This window comes from Pseudomonas sp. PS01303 (assembly GCF_029959385.1).
Taxonomy (GTDB): Bacteria; Pseudomonadota; Gammaproteobacteria; order Pseudomonadales; family Pseudomonadaceae; genus Aquipseudomonas; species Aquipseudomonas rustica.
Genome location: NZ_JASCPK010000126.1, coordinates 1 through 17,083, shown reverse-complemented (window position 1 = coordinate 17,083; position 17,083 = coordinate 1). Strand labels below are relative to the sequence as shown.

General features: G+C 58.2%; 14 protein-coding genes. 11 read left to right on the top strand and 3 right to left on the bottom strand.

Annotated elements, in window-relative coordinates; all coding sequences use genetic code 11:
* Nucleotides 1-313: 313 nt before the first annotated feature.
* Entirely contained in the window at nucleotides 314-2,584 is a 2,271-nt protein-coding gene (clpA, locus tag QMX93_RS24315) for an ATP-dependent Clp protease ATP-binding subunit ClpA (protein ID WP_053121600.1), read from the bottom strand.
* A gap of 30 nt (nucleotides 2,585-2,614) precedes the next feature.
* The gene (clpS, locus tag QMX93_RS24310; RefSeq protein ID WP_053121602.1) at nucleotides 2,615-2,998 is read right to left on the bottom strand and encodes an ATP-dependent Clp protease adapter ClpS; all 384 of its coding nucleotides are present in this window, start codon (nucleotides 2,996-2,998) and stop codon (nucleotides 2,615-2,617) included.
* Nucleotides 2,999-3,222: 224 nt separating this feature from the next.
* On the opposite strand from clpS, the gene QMX93_RS24305 reads away from it, so the two are divergent.
* Nucleotides 3,223-3,504 carry a cold shock domain-containing protein gene (locus QMX93_RS24305; protein ID WP_282358232.1) on the top strand — a complete coding sequence of 94 codons (282 nt, stop codon included), beginning with the start codon at nucleotides 3,223-3,225 and terminating at the stop codon, nucleotides 3,502-3,504.
* A gap of 75 nt (nucleotides 3,505-3,579) precedes the next feature.
* On the opposite strand, the gene icd is transcribed toward QMX93_RS24305, so the two are convergent.
* The gene (gene icd / locus QMX93_RS24300) at nucleotides 3,580-4,836 is read right to left on the bottom strand and encodes an NADP-dependent isocitrate dehydrogenase (RefSeq protein WP_159813875.1); all 1,257 of its coding nucleotides are present in this window, start codon (nucleotides 4,834-4,836) and stop codon (nucleotides 3,580-3,582) included.
* 481 nt (nucleotides 4,837-5,317) lie between these two features.
* On the opposite strand from icd, the gene QMX93_RS24295 reads away from it, so the two are divergent.
* The 10 genes from QMX93_RS24295 to QMX93_RS24250 all read left to right on the top strand — a co-directional run bounded on the left by QMX93_RS24295 (nucleotide 5,318) and on the right by QMX93_RS24250 (nucleotide 16,976).
* Nucleotides 5,318-7,543, top strand: coding sequence for an NADP-dependent isocitrate dehydrogenase (locus tag QMX93_RS24295; protein ID WP_282358231.1), 2,226 nt, complete (start codon nucleotides 5,318-5,320; stop codon nucleotides 7,541-7,543).
* 198 nt (nucleotides 7,544-7,741) lie between these two features.
* Complete coding sequence (locus QMX93_RS24290) at nucleotides 7,742-8,188, top strand: NUDIX hydrolase (RefSeq protein ID WP_282358230.1); 447 nt, start codon at nucleotides 7,742-7,744, stop codon at nucleotides 8,186-8,188.
* A 59-nt stretch (nucleotides 8,189-8,247) separates the two neighbouring features.
* Nucleotides 8,248-9,372: a tRNA 2-thiouridine(34) synthase MnmA gene (gene mnmA / locus QMX93_RS24285; protein WP_282358229.1), complete on the top strand. Its 1,125-nt coding sequence runs from the start codon at nucleotides 8,248-8,250 to the stop codon at nucleotides 9,370-9,372.
* Nucleotides 9,369-9,992 carry a high frequency lysogenization protein HflD gene (hflD, locus tag QMX93_RS24280; RefSeq protein ID WP_053121613.1) on the top strand — a complete coding sequence of 208 codons (624 nt, stop codon included), beginning with the start codon at nucleotides 9,369-9,371 and terminating at the stop codon, nucleotides 9,990-9,992. The genes mnmA and hflD overlap by 4 nt, the downstream gene beginning before the upstream one ends.
* 126 nt (nucleotides 9,993-10,118) lie before the next feature.
* On the top strand, nucleotides 10,119-11,489 hold the full coding sequence (gene purB, locus QMX93_RS24275) for an adenylosuccinate lyase (RefSeq protein WP_159813879.1): 1,371 nt from the start codon (nucleotides 10,119-10,121) through the stop codon (nucleotides 11,487-11,489).
* Nucleotides 11,490-11,575: 86 nt separating this feature from the next.
* Nucleotides 11,576-12,745 carry a cupin domain-containing protein gene (locus tag QMX93_RS24270; RefSeq protein WP_282358228.1) on the top strand — a complete coding sequence of 390 codons (1,170 nt, stop codon included), beginning with the start codon at nucleotides 11,576-11,578 and terminating at the stop codon, nucleotides 12,743-12,745.
* Nucleotides 12,738-13,163, top strand: a complete 426-nt coding sequence (locus QMX93_RS24265) for a GNAT family N-acetyltransferase (RefSeq protein ID WP_053121618.1) — start codon at nucleotides 12,738-12,740, stop codon at nucleotides 13,161-13,163. The genes QMX93_RS24270 and QMX93_RS24265 overlap by 8 nt, the downstream gene beginning before the upstream one ends.
* 391 nt (nucleotides 13,164-13,554) lie before the next feature.
* Complete coding sequence (locus QMX93_RS24260; protein ID WP_053121620.1) at nucleotides 13,555-14,316, top strand: secretin N-terminal domain-containing protein; 762 nt, start codon at nucleotides 13,555-13,557, stop codon at nucleotides 14,314-14,316.
* Nucleotides 14,317-14,790: 474 nt separating this feature from the next.
* Nucleotides 14,791-16,116, top strand: coding sequence for an isocitrate lyase (aceA, locus tag QMX93_RS24255; RefSeq protein WP_008032724.1), 1,326 nt, complete (start codon nucleotides 14,791-14,793; stop codon nucleotides 16,114-16,116).
* 494 nt (nucleotides 16,117-16,610) lie between these two features.
* Nucleotides 16,611-16,976, top strand: coding sequence for a hypothetical protein (locus QMX93_RS24250; RefSeq protein ID WP_282358227.1), 366 nt, complete (start codon nucleotides 16,611-16,613; stop codon nucleotides 16,974-16,976).
* The last annotated feature ends 107 nt before the right edge of the window (nucleotides 16,977-17,083 follow it).

The following is a 17,083-nucleotide window of genomic DNA, read 5'->3' as shown; positions in this document are numbered from 1 at the left end:
GAGGGATTGATCCGGGGGTGGGAGCGCAGCGACCGTTTGGCGCAGCCAAACACAGCGAGAGGAGGTGCAGCGAAGCAAACCGTAGGCGCTGCCCCCCGGATCAATCCCGGAGCGAAGGAACCCGAGCATTAGCGAGGGCCGAACGTCAGGGCACAGACCTTTTGGTTACTTTTGGGGCGTTTGCCAAAAGTGACCCGCCGTAAGGGCGGAACCCTAACCAGCCATCACCACAACAACGGATATTCACCCAAAAAACCCAAACGACAAACAACAAAAAGGGCGCCCGAAGGCGCCCTCAGCGAAACAACAACGATCAAGCCATCTCAGCAGTGGTCTCGAAATCAAAGGTCAACTCACCATCCTTGATATCGATATGAACAACCCCACCATGCTCAGCCAACTCACCAAACAAGATCTCCTCCGCCAGCGGACGCTTGATCTTGTCCTGAATCAGACGAGCCATCGGACGCGCACCCATCGCCGCATCATAACCACCCGCCGCAATCCAGCTACGCGCCGCGTCAGTCACTTCCAGCAACACACGCTTGTCTTCCAGTTGCGCCTGAAGCTCGGTAAGGAACTTGTCCACCACACTTTTGATAACCTCATGACTGAGGCGACCAAACTGAATAATGGTGTCCAGACGGTTACGGAACTCCGGCGTGAAGCTCTTCTTGATCACTTCCATCGCATCAGACGAGTGATCCTGATGGGTGAAACCGATCGAAGCCCGCGCCGCCGTTTCAGCACCGGCGTTAGTGGTCATGATCACAATCACGTTGCGGAAGTCCGCCTTGCGCCCGTTGTTATCGGTCAGCGTGCCGTGATCCATCACCTGCAGCAGCAGGTTGAAGACTTCCGGATGCGCCTTCTCGATTTCATCGAGCAGCAATACGCAATGCGGCTGCTTGGTGATCGCTTCGGTCAACAGACCGCCCTGGTCGAAACCAACATAGCCTGGAGGCGCACCGATCAGACGCGATACGGTGTGGCGCTCCATGTACTCGGACATGTCGAAACGAACCAGTTCAATGCCCAACGCCTTGGCCAATTGCCGCGCGGCCTCGGTTTTACCGACACCGGTCGGGCCGGCGAACAGGAACGAACCGACTGGCTTGTCAGGCGACTTGAGGCCGGCACGGGACAGTTTGATCGCAGTCGACAGCGAATCGATCGCCGCGTCCTGACCAAACACCGTCAGCTTCAGGTCACGCTCCAGGTTACGCAGTAGTTCTTTGTCGGAGCTGGTGACGTGCTTCGGCGGAATCCGCGCGATCTTCGCCACGATGTCTTCGACGTGCGGCACTTCGATGCGCTTGGCGCGCTTCTCGACCGGTTGCAGGCGCTGATAGGCGCCAGCCTCGTCGATCACATCAATGGCTTTGTCCGGCATGTGCCGATCATTGATATAGCGCGACGCCAGTTCAGCAGCGGCACGCAGTGCTTCATCGCTGTATTCAATGTTGTGGTGCTGCTCGAAACGCCCTTTCAGGCCGCGCAGGATACCGATGGTGTCTTCCACCGACGGCTCGACGACATCAACCTTCTGGAAGCGACGCGCCAAGGCACGATCCTTCTCGAAGATGCCGCGGAATTCCTGGAACGTGGTCGAACCGATGCAGCGAATGTCGCCAGACGACAGCAGCGGCTTGAGCAGATTCGAAGCGTCCATAACGCCGCCCGACGCAGCGCCCGCACCAATAATGGTGTGGATCTCGTCGATAAACAGAATGGCTTGCGGACGTTTTTTCAGTTCATTGAGCAGCGCTTTGAAACGCTTCTCGAAATCACCGCGATACTTGGTGCCCGCGAGCAGAGCACCGAGATCAAGCGAATAAACGACGCTACCCGCCAACAGATCCGGCACCTGGTTGTCGACAATGCGCTTGGCCAGGCCTTCGGCAATCGCGGTTTTACCCACGCCTGCTTCGCCGACCAGCAGCGGATTGTTTTTGCGCCGACGCGCGAGAATCTGCGCGACACGCTCGACTTCCGACTCACGGCCGACCAGCGGATCGATACGACCCTGGCGCGCGAGTTCGTTGAGGTTGCTGGCATAAGCATCCAGAGGATTGCCTGAAGAAGAAGACTCACCGCCCTCGTCGTCCTGCATATCTTGTTCACCTTCAGAGTGATCGCCATGCCCCGGCACTTTGGAAATGCCGTGGGCGATGTAGTTGACGACATCGATGCGCGCAACGCTCTGCTGTTTCAGCAGGAACACCGCCTGACTCTCTTGCTCACTGAAGATGGCAACCAGCACGTTAGCGCCGGTTACTTCGCGTTTGCCCGAGCTCTGTACGTGAAAAACAGCACGCTGCAGTACACGCTGGAAGCCCAGGGTTGGCTGGGTTTCGCGATCTTCGTCATGAACGGGGATCAATGGCGTGGTGGAGTCGATGAACTCCTGCAGGTCATGCTTGAGTTTGTCGAGGTTTGCGCCGCAGGCACGCAAAACGGTGGCGGCAGCCTCATTATCCAATAGGGCCAGCAGGAGATGTTCGACGGTCATGAATTCATGACGCTTCGAACGAGCCTCCTTGAAGGCTAAATTGAGGGTGACTTCGAGCTCGCGGTTTAACATAGCTTCACCTCATACCCAAGTGGTCGGCGATTAACCGTCCTTCTCGATTTCACAGAGTAGCGGATGCTGGCTTTCCCTGGCGTACTGGTTGACCTGCATGGCCTTTGTCTCGGCGATGTCGCGGGTAAACACTCCACATACTGCCCGTCCTTCTGTATGAACGGCCAGCATGACCTTGGTCGCCAGCTCGCGATTCAGGTTAAAAAACACCTCGAGCACTTCGACGACGAAATCCATCGGTGTGTAGTCATCGTTGAACAAAACCACCTTGTACATCGGCGGCGCCTGTAATGCAGGCTTTGCTTCCTGAACAGCAACGCCCGCCGAACCGTCGTCGTGTTCCTCCGGGTGATCCTTTTGGAAAGTCGGGCGATCCTGATTGAATGTTAGTCGAATCTGGCTGATTGCATGCATGGAAAGAAAGGTTCGTCAGTTGTGCAAATACAGTGGTGGGGGCGGTTGTACACGTTTTCAACTCCGACTGCCCGGTCACCTTGACTATCGGGAAAACGGTGTTACAACCAATAGAGCCCACAGTGGGTAAAAAAGATCCGCGGAGTCAATCCTTTTAACGGATTAGATTGCGGATGAATTGGATGATACTCCAGCGATGGAATCTGTTGCAGAGGGATTTGAGCATGGCAGTCGGCAAGGTGAAATGGTTCAACAATGCCAAGGGATTCGGTTTCATCAACACCGACACCCATGAGGGCCGCGATGAGGATGGCAAAGACATCGACTTCTTTGCCCATTATTCGGCCATTGAAATGGACGGGTACAAAACCCTTAAAGCAGGTCAAGCGGTGAGATTCGATATTGTGCAAGGCCCCAAAGGCCTGCATGCGGTGAAGATTACTTCGGCCGAAGTCTCGCCGGTGTCGAGCACGGTCGTCGCCGAAGAACAAACAGCGACCAGTTGACGCCGTAAACATTCAGCCATAAAAAAACCGCCTGACTCAATTCATCGAGTCAGGCGGTTTTTGTGTGCCTGCGTTTTACATGTGCGAGATCAGCGCATCACCGAAGCCCGAAGACGACACCAGTTTGGCCCCATCCATCAGACGTTCGAAGTCATAGGTCACAGTCTTGGCCGAGATAGCGCCGTTGGTGCCCTTGATGATCAGATCCGCCGCTTCCGTCCAGCCCATGTGGCGCAGCATCATTTCTGCCGAAAGTATCAACGAACCCGGGTTGACCTGATCCTTGCCGGCGTACTTCGGTGCAGTGCCGTGGGTGGCCTCGAACATTGCCACGGTGTCGGACAGGTTGGCGCCCGGCGCGATGCCGATACCGCCCACTTCTGCCGCGAGGGCATCGGAGAGGTAGTCACCGTTGAGGTTGAGGGTCGCGATCACATCGTATTCGGCCGGGCGCAGCAGGATCTGCTGGAGCATGGCGTCGGCGATGGCGTCTTTGACCACAACGTTCTTGCCGGTTTTCGGGTTTTTGAACTGCATCCACGGGCCGCCGTCGAGCAGGGTCGCGCCGAATTCTTCAGCGGCCACTTCGTAGGCCCACTCTTTGAAGGCACCTTCGGTGAACTTCATGATGTTGCCTTTGTGCACGATGGTCAGCGAATCGCGGTCGTTATCGACCACATATTGCAGAGCCTTGCGCGCCAGACGCTTGGTGCCTTCCAGCGAAACCGGCTTGACGCCGATGCCGCAGTTTTCGTCGAAACGGATCTTGGTGACGCCCATTTCTTCTTTAAGGAACTTGATGACCTTGGTGGCTTCCGGTGAACCGGCCTTCCACTCAATGCCGGCATAGATGTCTTCGGAGTTCTCGCGGAAGATCGTCATGTCGACGTCGCCAGGCTTTTTCACCGGGCTTGGTACGCCTTCGAACCAGCGCACCGGGCGCAGGCAGACGTACAGGTCGAGCTGCTGACGCAGGGCCACGTTCAGCGAACGAATGCCGCCACCGACTGGCGTGGTCAGCGGGCCTTTGATGGAAACCACGTAATCCTTGACCGCATCGAGAGTTTCCTGAGGCAGCCAGGTGTCCTGATCGTAAACCTGAGTGGCTTTTTCCCCGGCGAAGACTTCCATCCAGGAAATCTTGCGTTTACCGCCGTATGCCTTTTGAACTGCAGCATCGACAACCTTGATCATCACCGGGCTGATGTCGACACCAATGCCGTCACCTTCGATGAAGGGGATGATCGGGTTATCAGGAACATTGAGAGAATGGTCTGCATTGACGGTGATTTTGTCGCCGACGGCTGGAACCTGAATCTTCTTGTAACCCATGCTGAACTCCATTGTTTGGATTGAACATCTGGCTTGGTTCGAGCGTAACCCAGTTAAATCAACACGCAAACCCTCTGTTCCCGGCAATCGCACAACTCGTTTCGTACAACCCTGAAAGCAAAGGGAAAAGCGCCAAACTCAAGCATTCGCAACGACTCTACGCGCCACCCTGCCCTGCGACCTTTAGACCAATGGACGAGATTGGTTGCATATGAACCATCGGCAGATTGCCAGCTACCTATGTATAATGCCCGCCGCTGACCACAGGGTCACGACGGCTGGCCTCTCTAGAACGAGACTTTCCGCCTGATTGGTCGGGTTGTTACCGCAGCCTGACTGCTTGACGCTCTACTGATGCACCCAACATCACCGCGAAGAATCTCGACATTCGGTTCATGGATGACTTTGAACGAACGCGCTTACCCGGCGCCCCTCGAGTTTCTGCGCACGCTTTAGCAAAGAAGAGAGAGTTAATCCGAATATGCCCACCCGCTCGAAGATCATCTATACCTTCACCGACGAAGCTCCAGCCCTCGCCACCTATTCCCTGCTGCCGATCATCGAGGCCTACACCGCTTCGGCCGATATCGCCGTGGAAACCCGCGATATCTCTCTTGCAGCACGTATTCTGGCCAGCTTCCCCGAGCAACTGGGTGACAAAGCCGTAGCCGACCACCTCGCCGAACTGGGCGACCTGGCCGTTACGCCTGAAGCCAACATCATCAAGCTGCCGAACATCAGCGCTTCGGTGCCTCAGCTGCAAGCCGCGATCAAAGAGCTGCAAGCGCAGGGTTACAACCTGCCGGACTACCCGGAAACTGTGACCAGCGACGCCGACAAAGACGCCAAGGCGCGTTACGACAAGGTCAAGGGCAGCGCCGTGAACCCGGTTCTGCGTGAAGGCAACTCCGACCGTCGCGCTCCGCTGTCGGTTAAAAACTATGCGCGCAAGCACCCGCACAAAATGGGCGCCTGGGCCAAAGACTCCAAGTCCCACGTCGCTCACATGAGCACCGGCGATTTCTACGGCAGCGAAAAAGCTGCCCTGATCGACGCCGCTGACGCCGTGAAGATCGAGCTGATCGCCAAAGACGGCACCGCGACCGTTCTGAAAGAAAAAACCACCGTTCAGGCTGGCGAGATCCTCGACTGCGCCGTGATGAGCAAAAACGCTCTGCGTGCGTTCATCGCTGCTGAAATCGAAAGCGCCAAGGCCCAAGGCGTGCTGCTGTCGGTTCACCTGAAAGCAACCATGATGAAGGTCTCCGACCCGATCATGTTCGGTCAGATCGTTGCCGAGTTCTATAAAGACGCGCTGACCAAGCACGCAGCCGTGCTGGCCGAGATCGGCTTCAACCTGAACAACGGCATCGGCGATCTGTACGCTCGCATCAAAGCCCTGCCGGCTGAGCAGCAAGCGCAGATCGAAGCCGACATGGCCGCCGTCTACGCCGCTCGTCCGTCGCTGGCGATGGTCAACTCCGACAAAGGCATCACCAACCTGCACGTGCCGAGCGACGTTATCGTCGACGCCTCGATGCCAGCGATGATCCGTGACTCCGGCAAAATGTGGGGCACTGACGGTCAACTGCACGACACCAAGGCTGTGATTCCGGATCGTTGCTACGCGACCATCTACCAGGCCGTGATCGAAGATTGCAAAGCCAATGGCGCTTTCGATCCGACCACCATGGGCAGCGTGCCAAACGTGGGTCTGATGGCGAAGAAAGCCGAAGAGTACGGCTCGCACGACAAGACCTTCCAGATCAAGGCTGACGGCGTGGTTCGCGTGACCGACAGCAAAGGCACCCTGCTGATGGAACAGGCTGTTGAAGCCGGCGACATCTTCCGCATGTGCCAGACCAAAGACGCGCCGATCCAGGACTGGGTCAAACTGGCCGTCAACCGTGCTCGCGCCAGCAGCACGCCAGCGATCTTCTGGCTCGACCCAATGCGCGCTCACGACGGCGTAGTGATCGAGAAAGTTCAGGCGTACCTGAAGGATCACGACACGTCCGGTCTGGACATCCAGATCATGGCGCCGGTCGACGCGATGAAGTTCACCCTGCAGCGCACCCGCGAAGGCAAGGACACCATTTCGGTGACCGGCAACGTACTGCGCGACTACCTGACTGACCTGTTCCCGATCATGGAACTGGGCACCAGCGCCAAGATGCTGTCGATCGTGCCGCTGATGAACGGCGGTGGCCTGTTCGAAACCGGCGCTGGCGGTTCGGCACCGAAGCACGTGCAGCAACTGGTTGAAGAGAACTTCCTGCGCTGGGATTCGCTGGGCGAGTTCCTCGCACTGGCAGCGTCCCTTGAGCATCTGGGCGTGAACTACAACAACCCGAAAGCGCTGGTGCTGTCGAAAACCCTGGATCAGGCCACTGGCCAGTTCCTCGACAACAACAAGTCGCCATCGCGCAAAGTCGGCAACATCGACAACCGCGGCAGCCACTTCTACCTGGCGATGTACTGGGCTCAGGCCCTGGCTGCCCAGACTGAAGACGCTGCACTGCAAGCGCAGTTCGCGACCCTGGCAAAAACCCTGACCGAGAACGAAGCAACCATCGTTGCCGAACTCAACGCCGTTCAGGGCAAGCCAGTCGACATCGGCGGTTACTACCACGCCAATGCCGAGCTGATCAGCAAGGCCATGCGCCCAAGCGCAACCCTCAACGCGGCGATTGCTGCGCTGGTTTAAGGTTGTAGCGCGGTAAACAAACCCCGGCCTGGTGCCGGGGTTTGTGTTTCCAGAGTTCACACAAATCCCTTGTAGGAGTGAGCGTGCTCGCGATAGCGGTATACCATTCAACAATTATGGTGACTGACAATGCGCTATCGCGAGCAGGCTCACTCCTACATTGGATTGCATTTCAACCCCAGACTTGAGGAAGGTTTTATGGAATGGCTCCCCCACATCACCGTCGCCACCATTGTCGAGGACAACGGTCGCTTCCTGATGGTTGAAGAACACAAAGCCGGGCGCAATGTGCTCAACCAGCCCGCCGGTCATCTCGATCCGGACGAAACCCTGATCGACGCCGCCATCCGCGAAACCCTTGAAGAAACCGGCTGGGACGTCGAGCCCACCGGCGTCATCGGTATTTATCTGTACACCGCCCCGAGCAACGGCGTGACCTACCAGCGCGTGTGTTTCAGCGCCAAAGCGGTAAAACACAACGCGGACTATCAACTCGACGACGGCATCGTCGGCGCCAAGTGGCTGACCCGTGACGAATTAATGGCTCAACGCGACAACTGGCGCAGTGAGCTGATCATCCGTTGCATCGACGATTATCTGGCCGGGCATCACTTCAGCCTCGAACTGATCCGCCCTTCTCTTTAGCCTTGAGGCCGCGAGCCTGCTAGAATCGCGTCCTTTTTCAAGACACTCATTGAATCCCTATGCGTGATCCAGCCCCTTCTGACACATCCAAGAAGCGCGTCATTGTCGGCATGTCCGGCGGCGTGGACTCTTCCGTTTCCGCTCTCCTGCTGATCGAGCAGGGCTATGAAGTGGAAGGCCTGTTCATGAAGAACTGGGAAGAAGACGACGGAACGGAATACTGCACCGCCATGGACGACCTGGCGGATGCCCAGGCTGTCTGCGACAAGATTGGCATCAAGCTGCACACCGCCAACTTCGCCGCCGAGTACTGGGACAACGTGTTCGAGCACTTCCTGGCCGAATACAAGGCCGGGCGCACGCCGAACCCGGACATCCTGTGTAACCGCGAGATCAAGTTCAAGGCGTTCCTCGATTACGCCATGATGCTCGGCGCCGACCTGATCGCCACTGGTCACTACGTGCGCCGTCGCGACATCGATGGCCGCACCGAACTGCTCAAAGGCCTCGATCCGAACAAAGATCAAAGCTACTTCCTGCACGCCGTTGGCGGCGAACAGATCGCCAAGACCTTGTTCCCGGTTGGCGAACTGGAAAAGCCGAAAGTCCGTGAAATTGCCGAGAAATACGAGCTGGCGACCGCCAAGAAGAAGGATTCCACCGGGATCTGCTTCATCGGCGAGCGTCGCTTCAGCGACTTCCTCAAGCAATACCTGCCAGCGCAACCGGGCGAAATCAAAACCACCGAAGGCGAAGTCATCGGCCGTCACCACGGCTTGATGTACCACACCATCGGTCAGCGTCAGGGCCTCGGCATCGGCGGGTTGAAAGACGCCGGCGACGAGCCGTGGTACGTGCTGCGCAAGGATCTCGACACCAACGAGTTGATCGTCGGCCAGGGCAACAACCATCCATGGCTGTTCTCCGGCGCCCTGCTCGCTTCGGAAATCTATTGGGTCAACCCGATCGACCTGAGCCAGCCGCTGCGCCTGACCGCCAAGGTTCGCTATCGCCAGAGCGATCAAGCCTGCACCTTGGAAAAAACCGCCAATGGCTACCGCGCCGTGTTCGACGAGCCGCAACGCGCGGTGACGCCGGGCCAGTCCGTGGTGTTCTATGACGGTGAAATCTGCCTCGGCGGCGGCGTGATCGAAGTGGCCGAGCGGTGGAGCGGCCAGGCATGAGCCCGACTCAGGAGCAACTGACGGCGCTGGGCGGCGTGTTTCTCGCCGCCGTGCTGGTCGACCGGATCGCCAAAAGCGGCCAGACCAGCGAAGCCGGCCTGACGTGCATGCTCGGCAGCCTGTTGGTGCGCGACCCGAAAGACACGCTGGACGTGTACGGCGGCGATGACCTCAATCTGCGCGAAGGCTATCGGGCGCTGATCGGCGCCCTCGAACGCGACCCGAGCACCTTGCAGCGCGAGCCATTGCGCTATGCCCTGTCGATGCTCGGTCTGGAACGCCAACTGGCGAAACGCGGCGACATGCTCGATGTGATCGGCAAACGTCTGCCGCAGATTCAGTCGCAGGTCGAACACTTCGGCCCGGCCCATGAAAACGTGATTGCCGCCTGCGGCGCGCTGTATCAGGACACCCTGAGTACCTTGCGCCAACGGATTCAGGTGCACGGCGACATGCGCAACCTGCAACAACCGAGCAACGCCTCGAAAATTCGCGCCCTGTTGCTCGCCGGCATCCGTTCGGCACGCCTGTGGCGACAGCTCGGCGGCCATCGCTGGCAGTTGGTGATCAGCCGGCGCAAGCTGCTCAAAGAGCTGTATCCATTGATGCGCAGCGAATAAACGCCGCGCAATAAACACTTTGTAGTCTGTAACGCGTAATACGCCGGTCAGTTGGCAACGGACCGGCGGATTTTTTCATGTATGATACGCGCCCCATTTCGTTGCCCGACTGTCCGAGAACACCCCATGCAGCTTTCTTCGCTCACTGCGGTTTCCCCTGTTGACGGCCGCTACGCCGGCAAAACCCAGGCCCTGCGCCCGATTTTCAGCGAGTACGGTTTGATCCGTGCCCGAGTTCTGGTTGAAGTGCGCTGGCTCCAGCGCCTGGCCGCCCACGCGGGTATCCCAGAAGTGCCAGCCTTCTCCGCCGAGGCCAACGCCGTTCTCAATGAACTGGCTGAAAACTTCTCGCTGGAGCACGCCGAGCGCGTCAAAGAGATCGAGCGCACCACCAACCACGACGTCAAAGCGATCGAATACCTGCTCAAAGAGCAAGCGGCCAAGCTGCCGGAGCTGGCCAATGTCAGCGAGTTCATCCACTTTGCCTGCACCAGCGAAGACATCAACAACCTGTCCCACGCCCTGATGCTGCGCGAAGGCCGTGACGACGTGATGCTGCCACTCATGCGCCAGACCGCCGAAGCCATCCGCGAACTGGCCATCCGTTTTGCTGACGTGCCGATGCTGTCGCGCACCCACGGTCAACCGGCCTCGCCGACCACTCTGGGTAAAGAGCTGGCGAACGTGGTTTACCGTCTCGAGCGTCAGATTGCTCAAGTCGCTGCCGTACCGCTGCTGGGCAAGATCAACGGCGCTGTCGGCAACTACAACGCGCACCTGTCGGCCTACCCGCAGATCGACTGGGAAGCCAATGCCCGCGCCTTCATCGAAGACGAGCTGGGCCTTGGTTTCAACCCGTACACCACGCAGATCGAACCGCACGATTACATCGCCGAGCTGTTCGACGCGATCGCGCGCTTCAACACCATCCTGATCGACTTCGACCGTGACATCTGGGGTTATATCTCCCTGGGTTACTTCAAGCAGCGCACCATCGCTGGCGAAATCGGTTCGTCGACCATGCCGCACAAGGTCAACCCGATCGACTTCGAAAACTCCGAAGGCAACCTGGGTATCGCCAACGCACTGTTCCAGCACCTGGCGAGCAAACTGCCGATCTCCCGCTGGCAGCGCGACCTGACCGACTCCACCGTACTGCGTAACCTCGGTGTCGGCTTCGCCCACAGCGTGATCGCGTACGAAGCCAGCCTCAAAGGCATCAGCAAACTCGAGCTGAACGCTCAGAAGATTGCCGCTGACCTCGACGCTTGCTGGGAAGTATTGGCTGAGCCGATCCAGACCGTGATGCGCCGCTACAACATCGAAAACCCGTACGAGAAGCTGAAAGAACTGACCCGTGGCAAGGGCATCAGCCCTGAAGCGCTGCAGACTTTCATCGATGGTCTGGACATGCCAGCCGAAGCGAAAGCCGAGCTCAAGCAACTGACCCCGGCCAACTACATCGGCAACGCTGTAGCGCAAGCCAAACGCATCTGATCGACCGTTTGCCCCGTTTGAGACGCCCGGCCGCGCCGGGCGTTTTTATTCCCGTCTGAAAAGTGCTTTTTTTCAATAGGTTACACATGAATCCTGATATTCCTCTGCAACTTCTGGGTGGCATCACCGCACGCGAATTCCTGCGCGACTACTGGCAGAAAAAACCGCTGCTGATCCGCCAGGCAATCCCTGACTTCGAAAGCCCGATCGACGCCGACGAGCTGGCGGGTCTGGCCCTGGAAGAAGAAGTCGAATCGCGTCTGGTGATCGAGCACGGCGAGCGCCCATGGGAATTGCGTCGCGGCCCGTTCGCTGAAGACGAATTCAGCAAATTGCCGGAAAAAGAGTGGACGCTGCTGGTTCAGGCCGTCGATCAGTTCGTGCCGGAAGTCAGCGAGCTGCTGGAAAACTTCCGCTTCCTGCCGAGCTGGCGCGTCGACGACGTGATGATCAGCTTCGCCGCCCCGGGTGGCAGCGTCGGCCCGCACTTCGACAACTACGACGTGTTCCTGCTGCAAGGTCACGGCAAGCGCAACTGGAAAATTGGCCAGATGTGCGATTCCGAAAGCCCGCTGCTGCAACACGCAGATCTGCGCATCCTCGCTGAATTCCACGAGACCGAAGAGTGGACGCTGGAACCGGGCGACATGCTCTACCTGCCGCCACGTCTGGCTCACTGCGGTGTCGCGGTCGACAACTGCATGACCTACTCGGTAGGTTTCCGCGCGCCGAGCGCCTCTGAGGTGCTGACCCACTTCACCGACTTCCTCAGCCAGTTCCTGACTGACGAAGAGCGCTACACCGACGCCGACGCGCAGCCAGCCGCTGACCCGCATCAGATTCAACACGATGCGCTGGATCGCCTCAAAGCCCTGCTCGCTGAACACATGAGCGACGAGCGTCTGCTGCTGACCTGGTTCGGCCAGTACATGACCGAGCCGCGCTACCCGGAACTGGTCAGCGGCCCTGACGACGTCGAGGAAGAAGAATTCCTTAACGCTCTGCGAGACGGCGCCGTGCTGATCCGCAATCCGAGCGCGCGTCTGGCGTGGTCGGAAGTCGATGACGACCTGCTGCTGTTCGCCAGCGGCCAGAGCCGCTACCTGCCGGGCAAACTGCGCGAGCTGCTGAAACTGATCTGCGCCGCCGACGCCCTGCACGCCGACAACCTCGGCGAGTGGCTGAACGACGAAGACGGTGCCGGCCTGCTCTGCGAACTGGTCAAGCAAGGCAGCCTGGGGTTCGCTGATGAATAAGATTCGCGTTCGTGTCGCAGACTGGCAGAAGGACATCGCCGAGATCCGGCGCATTCGTGAAACGGTGTTCATTGCCGAGCAATCGGTGCCACCTGAGTTGGAATGGGACGCGGACGACGCCAGCGCCGTGCATTTCCTGGCGTTTGAAGGCGACTTCCCGATCGGCACTGCGCGCCTGTTGCCTGACGGCCACATCGGCCGCGTGTCGGTGCTGAAAGACTGGCGCGGGATGAAGGTCGGTGATGCGCTGATGCAAGCGGTCATCGCCGAAGCAGAAGCACGCGGCTTGAAAGAGCAGATGCTCAGCGCGCAAGTGCAAGCCACGGCGTTCTATGAGCGCCTGGGCTTCAGCCTGGTCAGCGAGGAATTCCTCGAAGCCGGGATTCCGCACGTCGACATGGTTCGCCATTCGGCCTGAACCCCGCCCTGATCGTTCCCACGCTCTGCGTGGGAATGCCTCTCGGGACGCTCCGCGTCCCTTGCGGCATTTGACGCAGAGCGTCACTGGCTGCATTCCCACGCAGAGCGTGGGAACGATCATGCAAACCCTGTGGCGAGGGGATTTATCCCCGTTCGGCTGCGCAGCAGTCGCCAACCCGACAAACTCGGTCTACTTGATGCACCGCGTTTTCAGGATTTGGGGCTGCTTCGCAGCCCATCGGGGATAAATCCCCTCGCCACAAAAGCAGTTCTCGAAACGCCTCGGCATCCAACGATGCCGGGGCGTTTTGTTGTCCAGCATTCAACTTGCCCCACCCGAGGCCGACAAACTGGCAATATCAAGCCTTTCGAACGCGGAGATAACGGACATGTCCCTACGCACCCTGCTCACCACCCTGCTGCTCGGTTGCAGTTTTTCGGTGATGGCAGCCACAGAAATCGTGCCCCTCAAGTACCACACCAGCGCCGATATGTTGCCGGTGGCGCAGGACTTCATCGGTCAGGACGGCCAGGTCAGCGCCTACGGCAACCAGCTCATCGTCAAGGCTGAGCCTGGCAAGATTCAGGAACTCAAGGATCTGCTGTCACAACTCGACACCGCGCCCAAACGCCTGCTGATCACCGTCGACACCAACGAAAACAATGGTCGCGGCGATGAAGGCTATTCGGTCAACGGCGCCCCGCCCAACCAGACCCGCATCATCAGCCGCAGCACCACCAGCCGTAACGGTGGCATTCAGCAAGTACAAGCCAGCGAAGGCGCACCGGCGTTAATTCAAGTAGGCCAAAGCGTGCCAATCACCAGCAGCCAGAGCAATTCCTACGGCGATTACAGCAGCCAGACCCAGTATCGCAACGTCACTCAAGGGTTCTACGTTACCGCCAGCGTCACCGGCGACACCGTTCACCTGGCGATCAGTACCAACCGTGACCGCATGAGCCAGGAACGTCCCGATGTAGTGAACGTGCAAAGCACTGACACAACCGTCACCGGGCGCCTCGGTGAGTGGATCACCCTCGCCGGCGTCAACAGCCAGACTCAGGCCGACAAACAGGGCCTGACCCGCAGCTACTCTACTCAAGGCCGGGATGACATGACCTTGCGGGTGAAAGTCGACACCTTGGACTAACTCACCGAAAACTGACTGATTAGTCGTATTAGACGAAAGATGTAGTGCTTGAAAAAAAGCACTACAAAACGTTTGACGAGGCAAAAAAGCAAAGGCATGATGGCCTCGCTCCCGCTAATCAGAGGCCTTGGCAAGGGCCTTCGAAGCGATGTTCGCACCTACCCCGCGAACCGCTTCGTGTCTGTACCGCCCACAAGGTGTGTTTGACGAGGTTGCCGACTGGAACGAAGTTGTCCCGAGGGACGGAAGCGTAATTAGGTAACCCGGCTCCACACTGTAGACCGTATAGAGGCCCACGACGCCCGAATGCGCCCGCAGTCCGCCACTACCTGCTCACTTCCCCTCGAGCCCATCGTTCATACCGTCGCCTACCCCGCCGAATCCGACTTGACCCTCTAAGCTTCTGGTCAGCGAGCGCAGGAATTTTCCACCGCAGAACAACTTTTCATAAAAGACGCGACGAGGTTTATCTCCATGGCACTGACACGCGAACAGCAAATTGCAGCCCTCGAAAAAGACTGGGCTGAAAACCCGCGCTGGAAAGGCGTGACACGCGCTTACTCCGCTGCTGACGTCGTCCGCCTGCGTGGCTCGGTTCAACCTGAGCACACTTTTGCAAAACTGGGCGCCGAAAAGCTGTGGAACCTGGTGACCCAGGGCGCCAAGCCGTCCTTCCGTCCTGAGAAAGATTTCGTCAACTGCATGGGCGCCCTGACCGGCGGCCAGGCTGTGCAACAAGTCAAAGCCGGTATCCAGGCGATCTACCTGTCGGGCTGGCAGGTTGCTGCGGACAACAACTCCGCCGAATCGATGTACCCGGACCAGTCGCTGTACCCGGTGGATTCGGTTCCAACCGTGGTCAAGCGCATCAACAACTCGTTCCGTCGTGCTGACCAGATCCAGTGGAAAGCCGGCAAAGGCCCGGGCGACGAAGGCTACATCGACTACTTCGCGCCGATCGTTGCTGACGCTGAAGCCGGTTTCGGTGGCGTGCTGAACGCTTACGAGCTGATGAAAAGCATGATCGAAGCAGGTGCCGCCGGCGTTCACTTCGAAGACCAACTGGCTTCCGTGAAAAAATGCGGTCACATGGGCGGTAAAGTACTGGTTCCAACTCAGGAAGCCGTACAGAAGCTGACCGCTGCACGTCTGGCTGCTGACGTTGCCGGTACCCCGACCATCATTCTGGCCCGTACCGACGCGAACGCCGCTGACCTGCTGACCTCCGATTGCGACCCGTACGACCAGCCGTTCGTGACTGGCGAGCGCACTCAGGAAGGTTTCTACAAGGTACGTGCCGGTCTGGATCAAGCCATCGCTCGTGGCCTGGCTTACGCGCCATACGCCGACCTGATCTGGTGCGAAACTGCCAAGCCGGATCTGGACGAGGCTCGTCGCTTCGCCGAAGCGATCAAAAAGGAATACCCGGATCAACTGCTGTCGTACAACTGCTCGCCTTCCTTCAACTGGAAGAAAAACCTGGACGACGCGACCATCGCCAAGTTCCAGCGCGAACTGTCCGCCATGGGTTACAAGCACCAGTTCATCACCCTGGCCGGCATTCACAACATGTGGCACAGCATGTTCAACCTGGCGCACGACTACGCCCGCAACGACATGACTGCTTATGTGAAACTGCAAGAGCAGGAATTCGCTGACGCCGCCAAGGGTTACACCTTCGTGGCTCACCAGCAGGAAGTGGGCACCGGCTACTTCGACGACATGACCACCGTGATTCAAGGTGGCTCGTCTTCGGTAACCGCACTGACCGGTTCGACTGAAGAAGAACAGTTCCACTGATCTCTTCCGCCTGAGCAAACGGCCTTTGCGGATCGGATAGAAAGCTAACCGCAGAGCCGCAAAACTGACGCCCCGACTGGTTCGGGGCGTTTTTTTTGTCTGGGATTTGGCGGTCTGTTGAGGTGCTTAAACACAAATCCGCATGCGCGTTTAAATTACACAAACCGTTACGCCATAAAGGCTACAACGCCTTGCGCCGTTACCTACGCGCACCTCAGAATCCGCCGGCATACGCTGCTATGGGTCGGGTTATATCGTTGCTCTGTCACTGAAAAACAGTGATCGGGTTTGGTAGCCCGTTTCTAAGCGTGTGTTGACGCCTGATGCAATCCCTTTTTTGGGGACTCGGCTTTTATGGCGGCCATGCGTGGGGCTCCTTCGGGAGCGCCGGGGTTTTACTCCGCTTAGACCGGTCTACCAACCCGCGCCTGGCCGCCACCCTCGTTTGGTAGCGAGAGTGATGGCTCTTCATTTCGCTGAGTGGAGTTCCATCTATGTTCAAAGTCACGCCCAACCCACCGGAAACCGATCCGATCCCGTTCGACCCGTCGCTCGAACCTCAAAAGATAAAAGAGGCGACAGACCGGGCCATCAATTTCTACCTCAACCCCGATTCACTGAAACTCTCAATCCCTTCCCGCAAAACCAGCAAAATCTTCCTGATCGACCCCACTGTGGACGAAGTAACATTACTCGTCGAAGCCTGCGAATCGTTAGCCGCCGCCAACGACATGGCGCGTGAAATTGGCGATGTCGTCGACAACTCACAACGCCGATCCCTGTTGATGCTGCATCAGGTAATCATGCTGAGTGAACTCATGGTCAATCGAGTCCTGGACGGCCGACGCCTGCCGCACTAACAAACTCCCCACAATCCCCCTGTAGGAGCTGCCGAAGGCTGCGATCTTTTGATCTTGGTTTTATAAAAAAGATCAAAAGATCGCAGCCTTCGGCAGCTCCTACAGGG

What these genes read in the sequence shown, in the direction of transcription:
- QMX93_RS24290 (WP_282358230.1), top strand. Translation starts at nt 7,742, where the DNA reads ATGGAATGGCTCCCCCACATCACCGTCGCCACCATTGTCGAGGACAAC.
- QMX93_RS24265 (WP_053121618.1), top strand. Translation starts at nt 12,738, where the DNA reads ATGAATAAGATTCGCGTTCGTGTCGCAGACTGGCAGAAGGACATCGCC.
- clpA (WP_053121600.1), bottom strand. Translation starts at nt 2,584, where the DNA reads ATGTTAAACCGCGAGCTCGAAGTCACCCTCAATTTAGCCTTCAAGGAG.
- QMX93_RS24260 (WP_053121620.1), top strand. Translation starts at nt 13,555, where the DNA reads ATGTCCCTACGCACCCTGCTCACCACCCTGCTGCTCGGTTGCAGTTTT.
- mnmA (WP_282358229.1), top strand. Translation starts at nt 8,248, where the DNA reads ATGCGTGATCCAGCCCCTTCTGACACATCCAAGAAGCGCGTCATTGTC.
- clpS (WP_053121602.1), bottom strand. Translation starts at nt 2,998, where the DNA reads ATGCATGCAATCAGCCAGATTCGACTAACATTCAATCAGGATCGCCCG.
- hflD (WP_053121613.1), top strand. Translation starts at nt 9,369, where the DNA reads ATGAGCCCGACTCAGGAGCAACTGACGGCGCTGGGCGGCGTGTTTCTC.
- aceA (WP_008032724.1), top strand. Translation starts at nt 14,791, where the DNA reads ATGGCACTGACACGCGAACAGCAAATTGCAGCCCTCGAAAAAGACTGG.
- QMX93_RS24305 (WP_282358232.1), top strand. Translation starts at nt 3,223, where the DNA reads ATGGCAGTCGGCAAGGTGAAATGGTTCAACAATGCCAAGGGATTCGGT.
- QMX93_RS24295 (WP_282358231.1), top strand. Translation starts at nt 5,318, where the DNA reads ATGCCCACCCGCTCGAAGATCATCTATACCTTCACCGACGAAGCTCCA.
- QMX93_RS24270 (WP_282358228.1), top strand. Translation starts at nt 11,576, where the DNA reads ATGAATCCTGATATTCCTCTGCAACTTCTGGGTGGCATCACCGCACGC.
- icd (WP_159813875.1), bottom strand. Translation starts at nt 4,836, where the DNA reads ATGGGTTACAAGAAGATTCAGGTTCCAGCCGTCGGCGACAAAATCACC.
- purB (WP_159813879.1), top strand. Translation starts at nt 10,119, where the DNA reads ATGCAGCTTTCTTCGCTCACTGCGGTTTCCCCTGTTGACGGCCGCTAC.
- QMX93_RS24250 (WP_282358227.1), top strand. Translation starts at nt 16,611, where the DNA reads ATGTTCAAAGTCACGCCCAACCCACCGGAAACCGATCCGATCCCGTTC.